The following is a 15,566-nucleotide window of genomic DNA, read 5'->3' as shown; positions in this document are numbered from 1 at the left end:
TTACCTGTTCAATATCACATTTCGCTAGTATATCGCCAACATTGTAGTAAGTATATGAACACAAATCCGCGACCGCTATTCGTCCAGCGGCGCGAAAATGGCTTGCAGGTCTTCTTGCGTCAGGCTCATTTTTTGCGACTCGCCTTCGGCCAGGATCGATTGCGCCAGGTCGGATTTCTTTTGCTGCAGCAACTGGATCTTTTCCTCCAGGGTGCCCTTGGCAATCAGCTTGTAGACGAACACGGGCTTGTCCTGCCCGATGCGCCAGGCGCGGTCGGTGGCCTGGTTTTCGGCGGCCGGATTCCACCACGGATCGTAGTGGATCACGGTATCGGCCGCGGTCAGGTTCAGGCCGACGCCGCCCGCCTTCAGGCTGATCAGGAAGATCGGCACCGCGCCCTGCTGGAAGGCGGCGACCTGGGCCGCGCGGTCCTTGGTGTCGCCGGTGAGCAAGGCGTACGGAATGCGGCGCGCGTTGAGCTCTTCCTCGATCAGCGCCAGCATGCTGGTAAATTGCGAGAACACCAGGATCTTGCGGCCTTCTTCGAGCAAATCGTCGACCATCTGCATCAGGTCGATCAGCTTGGCGGAGCCGCTGTCTTTCTTCTTGGCAGGCAGCGCCTTCACCAGGCGCGGGTCGCAGCAGACCTGGCGCAGCTTGAGCAAGGCTTCCAGGATGACGATCTGGCTGCGCGCCACGCCCTTTTTGTCGATCTCGTCGCGCACCTTCTTGTCCATCGCCAGGCGCACGGTTTCGTACAGGTCGCGCTGGGCGCCCGACAACTCGACCTTGCGCACCATCTCGGTTTTCGGCGGCAATTCCTTGGCGACATTGTCCTTGGTACGGCGCAGCAGGAAAGGCCGGATGCGGCGGTTCAGCAGCGCGCGCCGCAGCGGATCGTCCTGGCGCTCGATCGGATGGCGGAACTGGCTGTTGAAGGTTTTTTCATCGCCCAGCAAGCCCGGCAGCAAGAAGTGGAACTGCGACCACAATTCGCCCAGGTGGTTTTCGAGCGGCGTGCCGGTCAGGCACAGGCGGTGGCGCGACTTGAGCAGGCCGGCGCTCTGGGCCGCCTTGGAGCGGTTGTTCTTGATGTAGTGCGATTCGTCGAGAATGACGAGATGGAACTCGTGCTCGCGCAGTTTTTCTTCGTCTCGCGGCAACAGGGCGTAGGTGGTCAGGACCAGGTCGACTTCCTCGATCTTGTCGAACTGTTCCAGGCGCTCCTTGCCTTGCAGCAGCAGCACGCGCAGGCTTGGCGCGAAGCGGGCCGCCTCGTCCTGCCAGTTGGTCATCAGGCTGGTGGGCGCGATGACCAGGGCCGGATGGGTCAGGCGGCCGGCTTCTTTTTCGATCAGGATGTGGGCCAGGGTTTGCACCGTCTTGCCCAGGCCCATGTCGTCGGCCAGGATGCCGGCCAGGTCGTACTCGCGCAGGAACTGCATCCAGGCCAGGCCGTCTGCCTGGTAGTCGCGCAGGGTCGCCTGCAGCCCCGCCGGAGGCGCCACTTTTTGCACCGAACCGAACAAGCTCAGCTTACGACCGGTTTCGCGCAACTGCTCGCCGCCGAACCAGCGCAAAGCGGTTCCGCGCGCCAGTTCTTCGAGACGGCCCGCATCCAGGGTCGAGAGCCTGACCTTGGTTTTGATCTTGTCGCTGAAGTAAAGTTCACCGAGCGTGTTGAGAATCGGCTTCAGGCGGCCCCAGGGCAGCGCCACGCGCAGGCCGTCGGGCAGGGTGGCCAGCATCTGGTCGGCGTCGGCGTGGGCGGCCAGCACCTCGGGATCGAAGTCGCTCGGGGCGCTGCGGATCAGCTGCACCAGCACCGGCAGCAGCGGCACGCGTTTCTGGTTGACCACGATGCCCAGCTCCAGCTCGAACCAGGCGTTGCCCGCTTCGGCCGGCTCGTCGATCTCGGCGTACCAGTCTTCCACCGCGACCACGTCGTAGCGGTATTTGCTCGATTTCTGAACATGCCAGCCAGCCTCGATCAGGCCGGCCAGGTCGCCTTCGGCAAAACGCAGCCAGTGCGCCTGGCTTTCCAGCTGCCGGGCGCCGGCCAGGGCGTTGAGCGGCGCCGTGCCGGGCTTGCGGAAACCGAGCGCGGTCAGTTCTTCCAGTGCGGCGGCCTCGGCCGCGCTATCGCGCGCGATGACTTCGGTCACGTCGCCCACCTGGCGCACCACGCGCTGGGCCGGGTCGAAGGCGACCCGCTCGCCGTCATAGTCGAAGGAGAGCACGGCGTAATCGTGCCAGCGCTGATGCGCGCCGTCGGCCAGCGGCACGCTGTCGAGCAGCAAGTGCGGACGCGGCTTGACGTCGTCGCGCAGGCGCTGGATGAGCGGCTGCGGCAGGGGCATGAGTTGCTGCAAGCCATGGGCCAGCAACAGTTGCGACACGCGCTTTTTGTCGTTGCCGCTCAGCGCCGGGGCTTGCGCCACCAGCGCCTGCAAGTCGGCCAGGGAAATGTCGACCCCGCCGCGGTTGAGCGCCAGCGCGCCGCAGGACAGGTTGTCGATGTACCACGGCGGATCGGTCGGCAGCATGTAGTCGATCTGGTCGGCGGCGGTGTGGGTCGCGCCGCTGGCGGGCTGGACTTGCCAGCCGAGGCGCGCGCTACGGCCTTCCTCGCGCCAGACCAGGTTGGCTTCGCGCACGGGGCCGGCCTGCAGCGGATAGATCAGGCCGTTGGCCATGTCGGCCCAGGAATTCGCCCACAGCAGCTTGTCTTGTTCCAGCAACATGTGCAGCAGGATGGCGCCGACCTTGCCTTTCGGCTCGGTCGCGCTGCCGCCCTGGGACGCGGCGCCGCTGCGCATGGCGATGAAGAAACGCACCAGGTCTTCATCGTCGCCTTCGAGATAGGCGGGCGGGGCCGAGAGCAGGGAAAACACTTCGCTGACCGGGCTGGCGGCGGCCACTTCGCCGTTGGGGCGCAGGCGCGCCTTGCACAGGCACAGGGCCACGTGGCGTCCGCCGCTGGTCGGGGCCAGCACATAGACGAACTTGTACTGGGCGACTTTGGGATCCTTGACCTCCAGGTCGAGCTTGGGCTGCGGGTGGGCGGCGGCCTCGACCCGTTGCAGCCAGCTGGCGATCGGCGCCGGCAGGGCCGACGCCGGCGTGGCGTGCGGCGCAGCGGTGGCAGGGCGTCCTTCTCGGGGTTCGTCGCGCGTTAAATCCATCGTGTGCATGTGTTCTGTAAGGGCAATATCGAAGACGATAACACCCGATATTATCCGACATAAAGACGCTTGTGTTCTGTTCTCTTTCGCACGAAGGGGCCGGGTTTGTGCGGGCGCATGGGGCGTGCGAGGGCATTCATGCGGCACGGGTAAGTCCGGGAAGTTGCATGGAGCGCGCCGCCACATTCCTGATATTGACACCGGTGTGTTACGAATATTGCTATTTATTTACTAAATAGATAAGATGGCAACTTTCGAGCCCTGCGTTTTTGGTCGCCCCGCTCATCCCCTCCTGGAGAAATCATGAAACTGTCCGCCGTCCTCGCCCTGCTGCTGTTTACCGCCACTGCCAATGCCCAGATCGGCGACCGCGTGGTCATGGCCAAGGATGAAAGTCCGGTGATGGCTGCGGCAATCGCCAAGGCGCAAGGCTCGCTCGATACTTTTCTGGCGACCTACGCGAAACCACCCGCCGGCGCCGACATGTTCCGCGTGAAGGTGAAAATCACCGATGAAAATGGCAGCGAGCATATGTGGGTGATGCCATTCAAGCAGACCAAAACCGGCTTTAGCGGCACCGTCTCGAATGATCCACAGATCATCGAGAGCGTCGAAAACGGCGAAGAAATCACCTTCAAGCGTTCCGACATTTCGGACTGGGGTTATGTTCAGAATGGCAAGCAGAAAGGCAGCTACACCGTGTGCGCCCTGTTCAAAACGATGCCGGCCAACGTGGTCAAGCAGTATCGCGAACAGCATGGCTTCGAATGCTGACATGAAGCAGTACTTTTTCGACCCTGAAGAAGGCATGAACCGGGACAATTGCCATCCGCGCTTTGCGAGGCTCGCGGCCGACGATTTTTACGACGACGGCAGCGACGAAGTCGGCCCGGCCGGCCACCATGTTACGCCAGCGCCGCCAGCATGCGTTCCATATCCGGTTGCGCGCTGTCGCAATTGGCCAGGAAGATCACCGACAGGCGCCGCGCCGGCAGCCGCATCAGCAGGGTATTGAATCCCCATAAGCCGCCACTGTGAAACACCACGGCGGCGCCGTTACGCTCGATGATCTCCAGCCCGAAACGGTAAGGCAGCACCGTGCCATCGGCCAGCGCCGATGGCTGCAGCATCGCATGCAACAGACTCCCGCTATCGTGCCACTGGCGATGCCATTCGCGTTCCCACAGTAGCAGTTCATCGGTGCTGGCATACACGCCGCCATCGCCCACGGTGTTCGCATTGCCGAGATGCTGTTTGAACCCGCGCGGGCGCGCCGCATCCGCTTCATAACTGAGCACGCGCTGCATGATGACATTGCTGCGGTCATCGTCGAACCCCATGCGCTCGATGCCGAGCGGCTGGAACAAGGTGTCGCGTGCAAAGCGCGCCGCGGAGACGCCGCTCAGGCGCTCGATCAGTGCCGCAAGCAGGATATAATTACTGTTGCTGTAACCATGTTGGGTACCGGTCGGAAAAGCCACCAACGCGAAACCGGCGATCATTTTTAAAATCAGCGCATTGTTAAAATAATCGGCCTCGTGCCGTCCCAGCTGGCATTGCAAAAACTGAAAATAATCGGGAATGCCGCTGCTGTGATTGAGCAGCGAGCGCAAGGGAAACGCCTGTTCCATGCGCGCCAGTTCCGGCAGGTGGCTGCACACATCGTCATCGAGCCCGATCCGCCCTGCGCGCACCAGCACCAGCACGCAGGCCGCCGTAAACTGCTTCGATTCCGACGCCAGATAATAGGCCGACTTTCCCGACAAGGGGACCGCCAGTTCCAGCGACGCCATCCCGTGATGCAGCTCGCATGCCACCGCATTATCCTGCAGCACGACGGCACTGAAACCCGGCCCTTCGACCGGTAATGTCGATTGAAGTTCAAGAAAATACTGGCGCAATGTTTCCATCGTTTTTTTATGCTGATCAACAGGACCGGGGCAATGTACACTGTCCGATACTAAACAGCCAGACCGGCGGTCGCCCTGCACACCGTTCAGGCACTGTCAAGACTGGCGCATTCGCCGCGATTGCGTATCATTGCCTGCTTGACTCATCAGGATGTTCTCCCATGCTCCCAACTATCGAACAACGTCTCGCCATTGAACTTGCCGCCAAGCCTGTCCAGGTTGCCGCCGCCATTGCCCTGCTCGACGAGGGCGCCACCGTTCCCTTCATCGCGCGTTACCGCAAGGAAGCGACCGGCGGACTGGACGATATCCAGTTGCGCCTGCTGGAAGAGCGCCTGCGCTACCTGCGCGAACTGGAAGACCGGCGCGCCGCGATCATTGCGTCGATCACCGAACAAAACAAGATGACGCCGGCCCTGCTCGACGCCGTCACCCACGCCGAAGACAAGACGCGCCTGGAAGACCTGTACCTGCCGTACAAGCAGAAACGCCGCACCAAGGCGCAGATCGCGATCGAAGCGGGCCTGGCGCCGCTGGCCGAAGGCTTGCTGGGCGACCCGACCATCGCTCCCGAAGAAGAAGCGGCCAAGTACCTGCGCGAGGCCTTCACCAGCGACGACGGCAACAACCCCGGCGTGGCCGACACCAAGGCCGCGCTGGACGGCGCGCGCCAGATCCTGATGGAGCGCTTCGCCGAAGACGCGACCTTGTTGCAGTCGCTGCGCGAATACGTGCAGGAACACGGCATCGTCGAATCGAAAGTGGTCGAGGGCAAGCAGGATGAAGGCGAAAAGTTCGCCGATTACTTCGACTACTCCGAAACCATATCGACCGTGCCTTCGCACCGCGCGCTGGCGCTGTTGCGCGGGCGCCGCGAAGGCATCCTCGACGTGGTCCTGCGGCTCGACACCGAAGCCGAAAAACCGAAGTGGGACGCGCCGCACAACCCGTGCGAAGGCCGCATCGCCGCGCGCTTCGGCATCAAGAACCAGGGCCGTCCGGCCGACAAATGGCTGGCCGACACGGCGCGCTGGACCTGGCGCGTGAAAAGTTTCATGCACCTGGAGACGGAGCTGATGGGCGCCCTGCGCGAACGCGCCGAACTCGATGCCATCAATGTGTTCGCCTTGAACCTGAAAGCGCTGCTGCTGGCCGCACCGGCCGGCCCGCGCGCCACCATGGGCCTCGACCCCGGGCTGCGCACCGGCGTCAAGGTGGCCGTGGTCGACGCCACCGGCAAGGTGGTCGACACCGCCGTCATCTATCCGCACCAGCCGAGGAACGACTGGGATGGCTCGCTGCACGTGCTCGGCGCGCTGGCCGCGAAACACAATGTGTCCTTGATCTCGATCGGCAACGGCACCGCCTCGCGCGAAACCGACAAGCTGGCGCAGGACCTGATCAAGCAGCGCGCGGAACTCAAGCTGACCAAGATCGTCGTGTCGGAAGCCGGCGCCTCGGTCTACTCGGCCTCCGAATTCGCCTCGCGCGAGCTGCCCGACATGGATGTGTCGCTGCGCGGCGCGGTGTCGATCGCGCGCCGCCTGCAGGACCCGCTGGCCGAACTGGTGAAGATCGATCCCAAGTCGATCGGCGTGGGCCAGTACCAGCACGATGTCAGCCAGACCCAGTTGGCGCGCTCGCTCGACGCGGTTGTCGAAGATTGCGTGAATGCGGTCGGGGTGGACGTCAACACCGCCTCGGCGCCACTGCTGGCGCGCGTGTCCGGCTTGTCCTCGAGCGTGGCGCAGGCCATCGTCACCTACCGCGACCTGAAAGGCGCGTTCACCTCGCGCGCGGACCTGAAAGCCGTGCCGCGCCTGGGCGAGAAAACCTTCGAGCAGGCGGCCGGCTTCTTGCGCGTGATGGGCGGCGCCAATCCGCTCGACGCCTCGGCGGTGCACCCGGAATCGTATCCGCTGGTCGAAAAAATCCTGGCCGATATCAAGAAGGAGATGAAGTCCGTCATCGGCGACGCGTCGCTTTTGAAGACGCTCAATCCGGCCAGGTACGCGGATGACAAATTCGGCGTGCCGACCATTACCGATATCCTCAAGGAACTGGAAAAGCCGGGACGCGATCCGCGCCCCGAGTTCACCACCGCCACCTTCAAGGAAGGCGTGGAAGAGATCCGCGACCTGCGCCCGGACATGATCCTGGAAGGCGTGGTGACCAACGTGGCGGCCTTCGGCGCGTTTGTCGATATCGGCGTGCACCAGGATGGACTGGTGCATATTTCGGCGCTGTCGAACACCTTCGTGAAGGACCCGCACACGGTGGTCAAGGCCGGCCAGGTGGTGCGCGTGAAGGTGCTGGAAGTGGACGAGAAGCGCAAGCGCATCGCCCTGACCATGCGCCTGACCGACAGTGCGCCGCAGGCCGGGTCCAAGCCCGAGCAGCGCGGCGACCGCACCGACGGCAAGCGCCTGGCGCAGCATCAGCAGAAGCAGGAGCGCGCGCCGGCGCCGGCCGGCGGCAGCATGGCGGCGGCGTTCGCCAAGCTGCGCGGGTAACAGTCCATGATCGCGATTTGCGCCTGCGATCCGGACAGCCTTGACGCGCGCGTGCTGATCGAAGAGCTGTCGGCGGCGCTGGCGGCGCTTACCGGGGACAGCGGCAAGGCCGCGTTTTCGGCGGACGATGCACGGGCGGCGCGCGCGCTGTTCGTGGTGGCGCGCAGCGAGGCTGGGCAGTTGCTCGGCTGCGCGGCGCTGCGCCCGCTGGAGGCAAACGCGGACGTGGGCGAGATCAAGCGCATGTTCGCGCGGCCCGGCACCAAAGGCACCGGCGCGGCCCTTCTGGCGCACCTGGAACAGGCGGCGCGCGAATTCGGCTACCGCGCACTGTGGCTGGAAACGCGCAAGGTCAATACGCGCGCCGTGGCGTTCTATGAAAGGCACGGGTATCGCCCGATTGCCAATTACGGCAGGTATGTGGGACGCGACGATGCGGTTTGCCTGGGTAAAGCGCTGGGAGAGGAATAGCGCCGCCTTTCGCCGCCCCCCGTCGTTCCCGGCCTCGGCGGCCCCCTACCCCAAATTGACTATTCCCCCCTACTCCCAACGCCGCCGGCCCCCAAACGTCCGCCCCCCGCCGTTTTCTTATAAAATGGCGGCATCTAACCTATTTCCCACCGAGGCAAGCCATGAGCGACGTAAAAACCTGGATCAAAGACACCGTAACCGCCACCCCTGTGGTGCTGTTCATGAAGGGAACCGCCCAGTTCCCGCAATGCGGCTTTTCCGGCCGTGCCATCCAGATCCTGAAAGCCTGCGGCGTCGAGAATATCGCCACCGTCAATGTGCTGGAAGATCCGGAAGTGCGCCAGGGTATCAAGGACTATTCGAACTGGCCAACCATTCCCCAGCTTTACGTCAAGGGCGAATTCATCGGCGGCTCGGACATCATGAACGAGATGTTCGAGTCCGGCGAACTCAAAGCCCTGCTCGATGCCTGATTCTCCCCCACGGCGCCTGGTTGTCGCCATCACTGGCGCCACCGGCGCCGTGTATGGCGTGCGCCTGGTCCGGCAACTGGCCGCCACGCCCGGCATCGAGACGCATCTGATCGTCTCGGATGCGGCCGTCCTGACCCTGCACCAGGAACTGGGCATGCAGCGCCGCGAAGTCGAGGCGCTGGCCCATGTCGTCCACAAGAACCGCGATGTCGGCGCCTCGATCGCCAGCGGCTCGTTCCAGTCCGATGGCATGGTCATCGCGCCCTGCTCGATGAAAACCCTGGCCTCCGTGGCCCTGGGGCTGTCCGACAACCTGATCGCGCGCGCGGCCGACGTGGTGCTCAAGGAGCGCCGCCGGCTGGTGCTGATGGTGCGCGAAACGCCATTCAACCTGGCGCACCTGCGCAATATGACGGCGGTAACGGAAATGGGGGGAGTAATCTTTCCACCGCTGCCGAGCTTTTATCACAAGCCGGAGAGCATCGACGAGATGGTCGATCATACGGTGGCACGGGTCATGGACCTGTTTGGCGTGGTGCACACGATGGCGCCGCGCTGGGCCGGCATGAAGCCGGGGCCGGACGCCTGAGGCGCCCCGCTACCCCGCTGTGGGCGGCATAGCGCCAACGAGCGCACAGGCCAGCGGGCAAGCAGACGGCCGCGCCAGCCACGCCGGCGCCGCCCTGCCGCGCTTGCCGCGATCAGCGCTTGTCGAACTGCCAGCTGTCGGCCTTTTTCAATTCCTTTGCTTCCTCGACCATCCGCCGATGGGCAATGCGCTTGCGCATGACTTCTGCGTGCTGCGCGGCAGTCATCGGGGGAACAGTCATCAGGTCCTTGAGTTGCGCGGTGTTGCTGTAGTTACTTTTCATAAGACGGCTGGGTCCTCGACGTGTTGCGTAACGGGATGACAAGACTGCAATTGCTGTTGTGATTATGAGCCACTATGCCGCTTTTGTGCGGCACAATATAATCCGTTGCACCTGGGAAACCTCACCACGGTCTGACCATTGTGCATGAATTTTATGGCCTCGCCATGACAAATGATAAAGTCCCGGCGAATTTGCAGAGGACGCTGACGTGATTTGGCTTGATGTGACGCAGAAAGCGTCGGCGGACAGGGCGCCGCCAATTTGGGGGCGCCTGGCGTGAAAATATTTATGTCTATATCAACCCGCAAAGGATAGATATACGTACCAAATAGCTACTTTTGGTAATTAATGCGTACAAGCATGCGAATGAATTCTCGCGCAATTTGACGATGATGTTCGTCCAGCCGCTGTAAATCTGCAATTAATTTCACATCGGCGGATTCGAAACGCGACAAACCGCCCGCGCCTTCGCTATTCGCGGCCGCGCTTTCGTCCCCGCCAAAGCGTAACCACTCCGCCGGGACGCCCAGCCATTGCGCGATCATGCGCAGCTTCTCCTGGGTCGGAATCGCCTCTCCGACAAGCCATTTCCGGGCAGCATGCACAGTGATCGGCCGTCCATCGAAGCGAATGTTAAATTCCCGCGCCAGGCGGGTGGGGCTGTCGGGTGAGTAGTGGGCGTTCTTCAGTGCCTGCTGCAGGCGCTCACTAAAGCTTTCGCGTTCGTTGGATGAATTCATGGTGGCACTATTTCATGCAACTGCATGAAAGTCAGTCTCTTCACGGTTGAGACCAATTGTGACAAGTTACATTTACAATGTAACAATCAAGCGAGATTTGTACACACATAAAACAAGGGAAAAAACGCTGTCGAATGTTAATTCTTCGGCAGTTTTTTACACCCTGGTGCACCTGATTGGATGTCACTGGTCGGGAAAACCAGTGTAGGCGCAGCGCCGCCGCGCCACCCCCGCGCACGAACCGGTGGTTTGGCTTAGATCAGATGGAAGCGCGGGATGCCGTCGTTTTCATGGCTGCGGCGCAAGATGCCGTCGTACCGGCGTCGTACGGCGGCGCTTCCCGCACGAAACTTGCAGCGCCCGCGACGGTTTTTCGAGGTCCGCCTGCGGCATTCTTTCGTGTCCGGGATAGCGGCAGGCACGCTACAATAGGTTGACGTTGACGTAAACGGCAAGCTGCGCACCAATCCAGGCGATTGCGCGCGGCCCCTTCCCACCGCGCCTTTGAATAGCTCCGAGCCTCTGATGTCCATCCGTACTTACACCATCGCCGAACTGGCGCGCGAATTCGACATTACCGCGCGCGCCATCCGTTTCTATGAAGACCAGGGCCTGCTGCGCCCCAGCCGCGAAGGCGTGGGCGGACGCAACCGGGTCTACACGGCGCGCGACCGCACCCACCTCAAACTGACCCTGCGCGGCAAGCGCCTTGGCCTGACCTTGTCGGAAATCAAAAGCATCGTCGACATGTACGAGTCGCCCAAGGACACGGCGGCGCAGATGAACCGCTTCCTCGGCGTGCTGGCCCACCAGCGCGAAACGCTTGAGCGTCAGCGCGAGGATATCGACATGGCGCTGGCCGAAATTGCCGCCCATGAAGAAGAATGCCGCCGCATGCTGGCCGAAACCACGGCCAATGCCTGAATACCAAGAAAAACGCCATCTGCTTGACGTTTACGTTAACGTCAAACATGCGTATGATGAACTCTTCCCATTCCGACCCCGCGAGGACGACAAATGCTGCATCTTCCAGGCTTGACCTTTGACCATGGCGAAGACATCGCCGCGCTGCGCGAAGCAGTCCAACAATTCGCCGCGGTAGAGATCGCTCCCCGCGCGGCGGAAATCGACCGCAGCGATCAGTTCCCGATGGATCTGTGGCGCAAGATGGGCGACCTGGGCGTGCTGGGCATCACTGTCGACGAGCAATACGGCGGCGCCCAGATGGGCTACCTGGCGCACATCGTGGCGATGGAAGAAATCTCGCGCGCGTCGGCCTCGGTCGGCCTGTCGTATGGCGCCCACTCGAATCTGTGCGTCAACCAGATCAAGCGCAACGGCAGCGAAGAACAGAAGCTGAAGTACCTGCCGAAGCTCATTTCCGGCGAGTACATCGGCGCACTGGCGATGTCGGAGCCGAATGCCGGTTCGGACGTGGTCAGCATGAAGCTGCGCGCCGATTTCAAGGGCGACCGCTGGGTGCTCAACGGCACCAAGATGTGGATCACCAACGGTCCGGACGCCGACGTGCTGGTGGTGTACGCCAAGAACGACCTGGAAGCCGGCCCGCGCGGCATGACCGCCTTCATCATCGAAAAAGGCTACAAGGGTTTCTCGATCGCGCAAAAGCTCGACAAGCTGGGCATGCGCGGCTCGCACACGGGCGAACTGGTGTTCCAGGATTGCGAAGTGCCGGCCGAAAACGTGCTGGGCGGCCTGGGCAAGGGCGTCAATGTGCTGATGTCGGGCCTCGATTTCGAGCGCACCGTGCTGTCGGGCGGACCGCTCGGCATCATGGCGGCCTGCATGGACGCAGTGGTGCCGTACGTGCACGACCGCAAGCAGTTCGGCCAGCCGATCGGCGAATTCCAGCTCATGCAGGGCAAGCTGGCCGATATGTATTCGACCATGATGGCGTGCAAGGCGTATGTGTATGCCGTGGGCCAGGCCTGCGACCGCGCAAAAACGCCGGAAGCGATCCGCAACCTGCGCAAGGATGCGGCGGGCGCGATTTTGTACAGCGCCGAAAAGGCCACCTGGATGGCGGGCGAAGCGATCCAGACCCTGGGCGGCAATGGTTATATCAACGAGTATCCGGTCGGACGTCTGTGGCGCGATGCGAAGCTCTACGAAATCGGCGCAGGCACCAGCGAAATCCGCCGCATGCTGATTGGGCGGGAATTGTTTGCCGAGACGAAGTAAGGGCTGTTAGTACGTTTCATGCAAAACCGTCGTTCCCGCGCAGGCGGGAACGACGAGCTTGAGGCGTATAGAATAGTCTTCCCACCAAAGACTGATCGAGAAGCCAGATGACACAAGTTGCGTTCCCCAAGCTGCTGTCTTCGCAGATTGCTTTCGACATCGCCCGCACCATCCTCGACGGTTTCGACAAGCACTATCGCCTGTTCCGCCAGACCAGCCAGACGGCCAAGCGCCATTTCGAAACCGGTTCCTGGGCCGTGGCCCAGCAGGCGGCGCGCGAACGCATCGGCTTCTACGACCAGCGCGTGCAGGAATGCGTGCAAATCCTCGAAGATGAATACGATAACGGCGAACTGACCGACGAAGTCTGGCGCGAACTCAAGCTGCATTACATCGGCATGCTGTCCGGCCACAAGCAGCCCGAACTGGCCGAAACCTTCTTCAACTCGGTCTGCTGCAACATCCTGCACCGCACCTATTTCCACAACGATTTCATTTTCGTGCGCCCGGTGGTCTCCACCGAGTACATCGAAACCGACGAGCTGCTGCCGACCTACCGCGTGTACTACCCGGCCAAGGACGGCCTGCGCTTCGCGCTCAAGCGCATCGTCACCAATTTCCAGCTGAACTGCAAGTTCGCCAACCTCGACCGCGACATCGCCCTGGTCGAAGCCCGCCTGAAGCTGATCTTCGGCGGCGAAGCGCTGGAGCCGAACCACCAGATCCAGGTGCTGTCGAGCCTGTTTTTCCGCAACAAGGGCGCCTATATCGTCGGCAAGGGCATCAACGGCAACCGCGAATATCCGTTCATCGTGCCGATCCTGCACAACCGCCACGGCGAGCTGATCCTCGACACGGTGCTGTTCGACCACGAACAGATCACGATCCTGTTCTCGTTCACGCGCGCCTACTTCCTGGTGGATATGGAAGTGCCCTCGGCCTACGTGCAGTTCCTGCGCAGCCTGCTGCCGCGCAAGCCACGCAGCGAGATCTACACCATCCTCGGCCTGCAAAAGCAGGGCAAGACGCTGTTCTACCGCGATTACCTGCAGCACCTGAAACACACCGCCGACCGCTTCGAAATCGCGCCCGGCATCAAGGGCCTGGTGATGCTGGTGTTCGCGCTGCCCTCGTTTCCGTACGTGTTCAAGGTGATCAAGGATTTCTTTCCAGCGCCCAAGGAAACCACACGCGCCCAGATCAAGGAAAAATACCTGCTGGTCAAGAACCACGACCGCGTGGGCCGCATGGCCGACACGCTCGAATACTCGAACGTGGCCTTTCCGCTGGAACGTTTTTCGGAAGAGCTGATCGCCGAGCTGATGCATCACGCGCCCTCGCTGGTCGAGTACGAAGGCGACCGCATCATCATCCGCCACCTGTACATCGAACGGCGCATGGTGCCGCTGAATATTTTTCTGAACACGGCGGAAGTGGCCGGCAACGATGCGCTGATCGAACATGGCGTGCTCGAATACGGCAACGCCATCAAGGAACTGGTGGCGGCGAATATCTTCCCGGGCGATATGCTGTACAAGAACTTCGGCGTGACGCGCCACGGCCGGGTGGTGTTTTACGATTACGATGAAATCGAATATATCACCGACTGCAATTTCCGCAATATCCCGGAGCCGCGCAACGAAGAAGATGAAATGTCGGCCGAGCCGTGGTATTCCATCGGCAAGCACGATGTTTTTCCCGAGCAGTTCGGCGCATTTTTGCTGGGTAACGCAAAAATCCGCCTGTATTTCATGAAGCACCACGCGGATCTGTTGACCAGGGATTTCTGGCAGTCGCGCAAACAGCGCATCATGGACGGCCATATCGAAGACGTGTTCCCGTATCCGCAGCAAATCCGCTTTTGCAACCAGAGTGCCGCCGATAATCCGGCGGCGTATACCCCGTCCTATTTGGAGAACTTACACAATGAATGATCCAGTCGTTATCGTCGGCGCGGCCCGCACACCCATGGGCGCGTTCCAGGGCGATTTTTCCTCCAAGTCCGCCAGCGACCTCGGCGCCGTGGCGATTGCCGCCGCTGTCGCGCGGTCCGGCGTCGATGCCAAGCTGGTCGAGCACGTCTACTTCGGGAACTGCCTGATGGCCGGCCAGGGCCAGGCGCCTGCGCGCCAGGCAGCCATCAAGGGCGGCTTGCCGCTGTCCGCCGGTGCGGTGACCTTGTCAAAGATGTGCGGCTCGGCCATGCAGGCGGCCATCTTCGCGCATGACAGCCTGCTCGCGGGCAGCGCCGACATCGTCGTCGCCGGCGGCATGGAGTCGATGACCAATGCGCCGTACCTGATTCCGAAGGCGCGCGGCGGCTACCGCATCGGCCACGGACAGATGCTCGACCACATGATGTACGACGGCCTGGAAGACGCTTACTCGCGCAACGAGAAGACCGGCGAAGGCCGTTCCATGGGCACTTTTGCCGAAGAATGCGTGGCCAAGTATGGGTTCACGCGCGAAGCGCAGGATGCGTTTGCGATCGCCTCGGTCAAGCGCGCGCAGGACGCCAGCAACGAAGGCTGGTTCAAGTGGGAAATCGCGCCGGTCACGGTGACCACGCGCGCCGGCGACGCCATCATCGACAAGGATGAAGGCCCGGCCAAGGCCAAGCTGGACAAGATCCCGGCGCTCAAACCCGCCTTCAAGAAGGATGGCACCATCACCGCCGCCTCGTCGTCGTCGATCAACGACGGCGCCGCGGCCCTGGTGCTGATGCGCGAATCGAAAGCGCGCGAACTGGGCCTGGCGCCGATCGCCCGCATCGTCGGCCACAGCACGTTTGCGCAGGAGCCGAACCTGTTTACCACCGCCCCGATCGGCGCGCTGCAAAAGCTGTTCGCCAAGACCGGCTGGAAGCCGTCCGAAGTCGACCTGTACGAGATCAACGAGGCGTTTGCGGCGGTGCCGATGGCGGCGATGCACGAACTCGACATCCCGCACGACAAGGTCAACATCCACGGCGGCGCCTGCGCACTGGGCCACCCGATCGGCGCCTCCGGCGCGCGCATCATCGTCACCCTGCTCGGCGCGTTGAAGAAGACCGGCGGCAAGCGCGGCGTGGCATCGCTGTGCATCGGCGGCGGCGAAGCGACGGCCATGGCGTTCGAGATGATGTAAGCCGACCACCCGTCGTTCCCGGCCTGGGCGGCCCCCTTGGCGGGGACGACGGAGCTCACGATAGCGGCAGCCC

General features: G+C 62.3%; 13 protein-coding genes. 9 read left to right on the top strand and 4 right to left on the bottom strand.

All coding sequences use genetic code 11. The annotated features are described in order from the left end of the window. Positions 1-75 precede the first annotated feature (75 nt). Positions 76-3,186 carry a DEAD/DEAH box helicase gene (locus tag F2P45_RS12145; protein ID WP_166874786.1) on the bottom strand — a complete coding sequence of 1,037 codons (3,111 nt, stop codon included), beginning with the start codon at positions 3,184-3,186 and terminating at the stop codon, positions 76-78. Between the two features lie 303 nt (positions 3,187-3,489). Between F2P45_RS12145 and F2P45_RS12140 the strand changes: the two genes are divergently transcribed. Further along, positions 3,490-3,960: a YegJ family protein gene (locus tag F2P45_RS12140; protein ID WP_166874783.1), complete on the top strand. Its 471-nt coding sequence runs from the start codon at positions 3,490-3,492 to the stop codon at positions 3,958-3,960. 131 nt (positions 3,961-4,091) lie between these two features. Here F2P45_RS12140 and F2P45_RS12135 read toward each other — a convergent pair whose 3' ends face one another. Beyond that, a complete protein-coding gene (locus F2P45_RS12135; protein WP_166874782.1) occupies positions 4,092-5,096 on the bottom strand; it encodes a serine hydrolase domain-containing protein in 1,005 nt (334 codons plus the stop codon). 161 nt (positions 5,097-5,257) lie between these two features. Here F2P45_RS12135 and F2P45_RS12130 point away from each other — a divergent pair, with 161 nt between their 5' ends. The 4 genes from F2P45_RS12130 (at position 5,258) to F2P45_RS12115 (ending at position 9,142) form a co-directional block, all read left to right on the top strand. Further along, the gene (locus F2P45_RS12130; RefSeq protein WP_166874779.1) at positions 5,258-7,609 is read left to right on the top strand and encodes a Tex family protein; all 2,352 of its coding nucleotides are present in this window, start codon (positions 5,258-5,260) and stop codon (positions 7,607-7,609) included. 6 nt (positions 7,610-7,615) lie between these two features. Continuing rightward, positions 7,616-8,080 carry a GNAT family N-acetyltransferase gene (locus F2P45_RS12125; RefSeq protein WP_166874776.1) on the top strand — a complete coding sequence of 155 codons (465 nt, stop codon included), beginning with the start codon at positions 7,616-7,618 and terminating at the stop codon, positions 8,078-8,080. Positions 8,081-8,241: 161 nt separating this feature from the next. Further along, a complete protein-coding gene (gene grxD, locus F2P45_RS12120) occupies positions 8,242-8,553 on the top strand; it encodes a Grx4 family monothiol glutaredoxin (RefSeq protein WP_166874774.1) in 312 nt (103 codons plus the stop codon). Further along, on the top strand, positions 8,546-9,142 hold the full coding sequence (locus tag F2P45_RS12115) for a UbiX family flavin prenyltransferase (RefSeq protein WP_166874771.1): 597 nt from the start codon (positions 8,546-8,548) through the stop codon (positions 9,140-9,142). The genes grxD and F2P45_RS12115 overlap by 8 nt, the downstream gene beginning before the upstream one ends. Before the next feature lie 112 nt (positions 9,143-9,254). Here the strand turns inward: F2P45_RS12115 and F2P45_RS12110 are convergent, their stop codons facing one another. Next, positions 9,255-9,425 (bottom strand): hypothetical protein, encoded by a 171-nt coding sequence (locus F2P45_RS12110; protein WP_166874768.1) that lies wholly within the window; start codon positions 9,423-9,425, stop codon positions 9,255-9,257. 332 nt (positions 9,426-9,757) lie between these two features. Further along, a complete protein-coding gene (locus tag F2P45_RS12105; RefSeq protein ID WP_166874766.1) occupies positions 9,758-10,165 on the bottom strand; it encodes a hypothetical protein in 408 nt (135 codons plus the stop codon). A gap of 531 nt (positions 10,166-10,696) precedes the next feature. On the opposite strand from F2P45_RS12105, the gene F2P45_RS12100 reads away from it, so the two are divergent. The 4 genes from F2P45_RS12100 to F2P45_RS12085 all read left to right on the top strand — a co-directional run bounded on the left by F2P45_RS12100 (position 10,697) and on the right by F2P45_RS12085 (position 15,493). After that, complete coding sequence (locus F2P45_RS12100; RefSeq protein WP_099881878.1) at positions 10,697-11,089, top strand: MerR family transcriptional regulator; 393 nt, start codon at positions 10,697-10,699, stop codon at positions 11,087-11,089. 93 nt (positions 11,090-11,182) lie between these two features. Beyond that, a complete protein-coding gene (locus tag F2P45_RS12095; protein WP_166874763.1) occupies positions 11,183-12,367 on the top strand; it encodes an isovaleryl-CoA dehydrogenase in 1,185 nt (394 codons plus the stop codon). A gap of 107 nt (positions 12,368-12,474) precedes the next feature. Continuing rightward, positions 12,475-14,301 carry a bifunctional isocitrate dehydrogenase kinase/phosphatase gene (gene aceK, locus F2P45_RS12090; protein ID WP_166874761.1) on the top strand — a complete coding sequence of 609 codons (1,827 nt, stop codon included), beginning with the start codon at positions 12,475-12,477 and terminating at the stop codon, positions 14,299-14,301. Continuing rightward, on the top strand, positions 14,294-15,493 hold the full coding sequence (locus tag F2P45_RS12085; RefSeq protein WP_166874757.1) for an acetyl-CoA C-acyltransferase: 1,200 nt from the start codon (positions 14,294-14,296) through the stop codon (positions 15,491-15,493). Before aceK ends, F2P45_RS12085 begins: the two co-directional genes overlap by 8 nt. Positions 15,494-15,566 lie beyond the last annotated feature (73 nt).

Origin of the sequence: Massilia mucilaginosa, assembly GCF_011682145.1 — a bacterium.
Taxonomy (GTDB): Bacteria; Pseudomonadota; Gammaproteobacteria; order Burkholderiales; family Burkholderiaceae_D; genus Telluria_A; species Telluria_A mucilaginosa.
The sequence above is the reverse complement of the archived record's forward strand: the minus strand, read 5'-3'. Positions and strand labels throughout refer to the sequence as shown.

Bases quoted from the DNA above. Each gene is read 5' to 3' on its own strand.
- F2P45_RS12105 (WP_166874766.1), bottom strand. From the start codon at position 10,165: ATGAATTCATCCAACGAACGCGAAAGCTTTAGTGAGCGCCTGCAGCAG.
- F2P45_RS12085 (WP_166874757.1), top strand. From the start codon at position 14,294: ATGAATGATCCAGTCGTTATCGTCGGCGCGGCCCGCACACCCATGGGC.
- F2P45_RS12140 (WP_166874783.1), top strand. From the start codon at position 3,490: ATGAAACTGTCCGCCGTCCTCGCCCTGCTGCTGTTTACCGCCACTGCC.
- F2P45_RS12110 (WP_166874768.1), bottom strand. From the start codon at position 9,425: ATGAAAAGTAACTACAGCAACACCGCGCAACTCAAGGACCTGATGACT.
- F2P45_RS12135 (WP_166874782.1), bottom strand. From the start codon at position 5,096: ATGGAAACATTGCGCCAGTATTTTCTTGAACTTCAATCGACATTACCG.
- F2P45_RS12145 (WP_166874786.1), bottom strand. From the start codon at position 3,186: ATGGATTTAACGCGCGACGAACCCCGAGAAGGACGCCCTGCCACCGCT.
- F2P45_RS12130 (WP_166874779.1), top strand. From the start codon at position 5,258: ATGCTCCCAACTATCGAACAACGTCTCGCCATTGAACTTGCCGCCAAG.
- grxD (WP_166874774.1), top strand. From the start codon at position 8,242: ATGAGCGACGTAAAAACCTGGATCAAAGACACCGTAACCGCCACCCCT.
- F2P45_RS12125 (WP_166874776.1), top strand. From the start codon at position 7,616: ATGATCGCGATTTGCGCCTGCGATCCGGACAGCCTTGACGCGCGCGTG.
- F2P45_RS12095 (WP_166874763.1), top strand. From the start codon at position 11,183: ATGCTGCATCTTCCAGGCTTGACCTTTGACCATGGCGAAGACATCGCC.
- aceK (WP_166874761.1), top strand. From the start codon at position 12,475: ATGACACAAGTTGCGTTCCCCAAGCTGCTGTCTTCGCAGATTGCTTTC.
- F2P45_RS12115 (WP_166874771.1), top strand. From the start codon at position 8,546: ATGCCTGATTCTCCCCCACGGCGCCTGGTTGTCGCCATCACTGGCGCC.